Raw genomic sequence first — 3189 nt, 5'->3', positions numbered from 1 at the left:
GCGAGAAGATGTAGAGATTGGCGAACACCACCGGATAGTCGCGCTCGACCACCGACCGGAAGCCGAGCAGACCGAGGCCATCGAGGGAGAAGATGTTCTCGATCAGCAGCGAGCCGGTGAAGAAGGCCGAGATGAAGGCGCCGGGAAAACCGGCGATGACGATCAGCATGGCGTTGCGGAAGACGTGGCCGTAGAGCACCTGCCGTTCCGACAGACCCTTGGCCCGCGCCGTCACCACATACTGTTTGCGGATTTCTTCGAGGAACGAGTTCTTGGTCAGCAGCGTCGTGGTGGCGAAGGCCGACAGCACCAGCGCGGTCAGCGGCAATGTCATGTGCCAGAAATAGTCGACGATCTTTCCCCACCACGACAATTGATCCCAATTGTCCGAGGTGAGGCCGCGCAACGGAAACCAGTCCCAGAAAGACCCGCCGGCAAACAGCACCATCAGCATGATGCCGAACAGGAAGCCCGGAATGGCATAGCCGACAATGACGACGCCGCTGGTCCAGACGTCGAAGGGAGTGCCGTCCTTGACCGCCTTGCGGATGCCGAGCGGGATCGAGATCAGGTAGGACAACAGCGTGATCCACAGCCCGATCGAGATCGACACCGGCATTTTTTCCAGGATCAGGTCGAGCACCGAAATGTCGCGGAAATAGCTGTCGCCGAAATCGAAGCGGGCATAGTTCCACAGCATCATGCCGAAGCGCTCGAGCGGCGGCTTGTCGAAGCCGAACTGCTTTTCCAGCTTCTTGATGAATTCCGGATCGAGCCCCTGCGCACCGCGATATTTCGAGCTGACGTCACCGGCGGCATCGAAATTGCCGCCGGCACCCGCGTCGCCGCCACCACCGCCGAGGCGGTCGCTGCCGCCCTGATTGGTCAGCCGGGCGATGACCTGTTCGACCGGACCGCCGGGGGCGAACTGGATGACGGCGAAGGATATCGCCATGATGCCGAACAGCGTCGGGATCATCAAAAGGATGCGGCGCAGGATATAGGCGCCCATCAGGCCTTCTGCCCTCGTTGAGCGAACATCTCAGCCTTTGCCAATTCTTGCCGCCTTGCCCTTATCGAACCACCACAGCGTCTCGACCGGAAAGCCGAAATCAGGCTTCTGTTCGACAAAGCCGAACATGTCCCAATAGGCGACGCGGTGATTCGCCAGATAGTATGTTGGAATCCAGTCCAGCCGCGCGCGCAAGACCCGGTCGAGCGCTCTGAGCGCCGTGACGAGTTCTATACGGTCTTTCGCCTTGGCTGCTGCCGCGATCAGGGCGTCGATGGCCTTGCTTTCGGTGCCGGGATAGTTGCGCTGCCCCGGGATTTTCGCCATGCGGGAATCATAGAGCATCTGCAGGCTGTCGTCAGTCGGCGTCGCCCCGATCGACCAATGCAGCAAGGCAAGATCGAAGTCGTAATTGCTGTGCCGCTGCTCATACTGCGCCGAATCGATTTGCCGGATCGATGCGTCGATCCCGATCGCCTTCATATTCTCCGACCACGGGGTGTAGATACGAACGATGCCATCGTCCTCCGCCAGCATTTCGACCCGCAGCCGCTCACCCTTGTCATTGACGACGAAACTGCCGTCGCGCTTCCAGCCGGCTTGCGCAAGCAATCTCGAAGCCTCGCCCAGCAGCTTGCGGTCATGGCCCGAACCGTCGGACAGGGGCTGTGTTACCGCTTCACCGAAAACCTCTGGCGGCAACTCGGCCCGGAATGGCTCCAGCAGGGCCAATTCGTCAGGCGAGGGCAGGCCTTCGGCCTTGTAATCCGATCGTTCGAAGTTCGATTGAGAGCGCTCGTAGGAGCCGTAAAACAAGGCCCGCTTCATCCATTCGAAATCGAAGCATCTGGCGATCGCCCGCCGCACCCGCTCATCGCGGAATTGCGGACGACGCTGGTTCAGCGCGACGCTCTGCATGTCTGGCGTCTTCTCGCCGGGAAATTCCCGTTTGAGGACCTTGCCGTCCTTCAGCGCCGGAAAGTCGTATCCGGTCGCCCATACCCGTGAGGTGAATTCCTCGCGAAAATGCGTGTCGCCTTTCTTGAAGGCCTCGAATGCCGCCTGCCGGTCAAGATAGAAGTCGATGCGGATGCGGTCGAAATTGTAGAGGCCGCGGTTCACCGGGAGATCGCGGCCCCAATAGTCGGCGACGCGGTCATATTCGACCGTCTGTCCGGCCGCCACGCGTCCAATCTTGTAGGGACCCGAGCCAAGCGGCGGCGTCATGGTCGAAGCATCGAAATCATTGGCCGTATAAAATGCCTTGGAGACGATCGGCATCCCCACGATCGCAAGGACGTTTTGCGCCGACTGCTTGCCGTTGAGGGTGAGATCGACGGTGGTGGGATCGACCGCAACCACGTCGGTCATGTACCGCAACGCCTGGGAAAGGTTCGGATGGCCCTTGTCCTTATAGAGCTTCAGCGCAAAGACAACGTCTTGCGCGGTCAGCGGCGAGCCGTCGTGGAAACGCGCTTGCGGTCGCAGCACGAAGCGGAAACCGTTGCGGTCTGGCGACAGGGTAACGGTTTCGGCAAGCAGGCCATAGACTGCATCCGGCTCATCGAGCGCGCTTGTCATCAGCGAATCGAAACAGAGTTCGGCGCGCGGCGGCGCCTCCCCCTTCAACACCAGGAAATTCAACGTGTTGAAGGTCAGGAAGCTCTGATTGAGGGTTGCGTTCGGCGGCGCGAAATTCATCTGGCCGCCCTTGGGCGCGTCCGGATTGACGTAGTCGAAATGCGCGAAATCGGGCTTGTATTTGAGGTCGCCGAAGGCCGACAGGCCATGCAGCTTGATGCCAGTCGCAATGTCGGCGAAGGCCCGGCCGGGCAACAGGGCAGCGGCTGCCGCGGCACTGCCCAGGGCGAGAAAGTCGCGGCGGGGCAGGGCCGCCATCAATTGCCGCCCTTGTATTTGGCCGCCAGCGCCTTCTCCTTGTCCGGGTCGATCCACCAGGAATCGATGTCGGGACCCAAGTAAGTCGGCTGTTTTTCCGGGATGCCGAATTTGTTCCAGTAGGCCAGCCAGGTTACTGATCGGGTGAATTGCGGGACGCAATAGAAATTCCACAACAGAACCCGGTCGAGCGCATGAGTGGCGGCGAGCAGGTCGTCGCGATCCGTCGCGAAGATAACGCGTTCAACCAGTGCGTCGACCACTGGGTCCTTGATCCC

The 3189-nt window shown here is 60.6% G+C and carries 2 protein-coding genes and 1 pseudogene; all 3 read right to left on the bottom strand.

Translation table 11 applies throughout. From position 1 onward, the window contains the following. On the bottom strand, positions 1-1012 hold a 1012-nt coding region (locus tag EN994_RS24245), incomplete at its 3' end, for a microcin C ABC transporter permease YejB (protein WP_164746133.1). A 30-nt stretch (positions 1013-1042) separates the two neighbouring features. Next, a complete protein-coding gene (locus EN994_RS24240; RefSeq protein ID WP_063169975.1) occupies positions 1043-2911 on the bottom strand; it encodes an extracellular solute-binding protein in 1869 nt (622 codons plus the stop codon). Then, positions 2911-3189: pseudogene (locus EN994_RS24235) on the bottom strand (ABC transporter substrate-binding protein); the annotation flags it as partial. The pseudogene EN994_RS24235 and the gene EN994_RS24240, both read right to left, overlap by 1 nt.

The sequence above is a fragment of the Mesorhizobium sp. M7A.F.Ca.CA.002.09.1.1 genome (assembly GCF_003998555.1).
GTDB lineage: Bacteria > Pseudomonadota > Alphaproteobacteria > Rhizobiales > Rhizobiaceae > Mesorhizobium > Mesorhizobium ciceri.
The sequence above is the reverse complement of the archived record's forward strand: the minus strand, read 5'-3'. Positions and strand labels throughout refer to the sequence as shown.

Coding starts and splice junctions, on each gene's coding strand:
- EN994_RS24240 (WP_063169975.1), bottom strand. CDS start 2,911: ATGGCGGCCCTGCCCCGCCGCGACTTTCTCGCCCTGGGCAGTGCCGCG.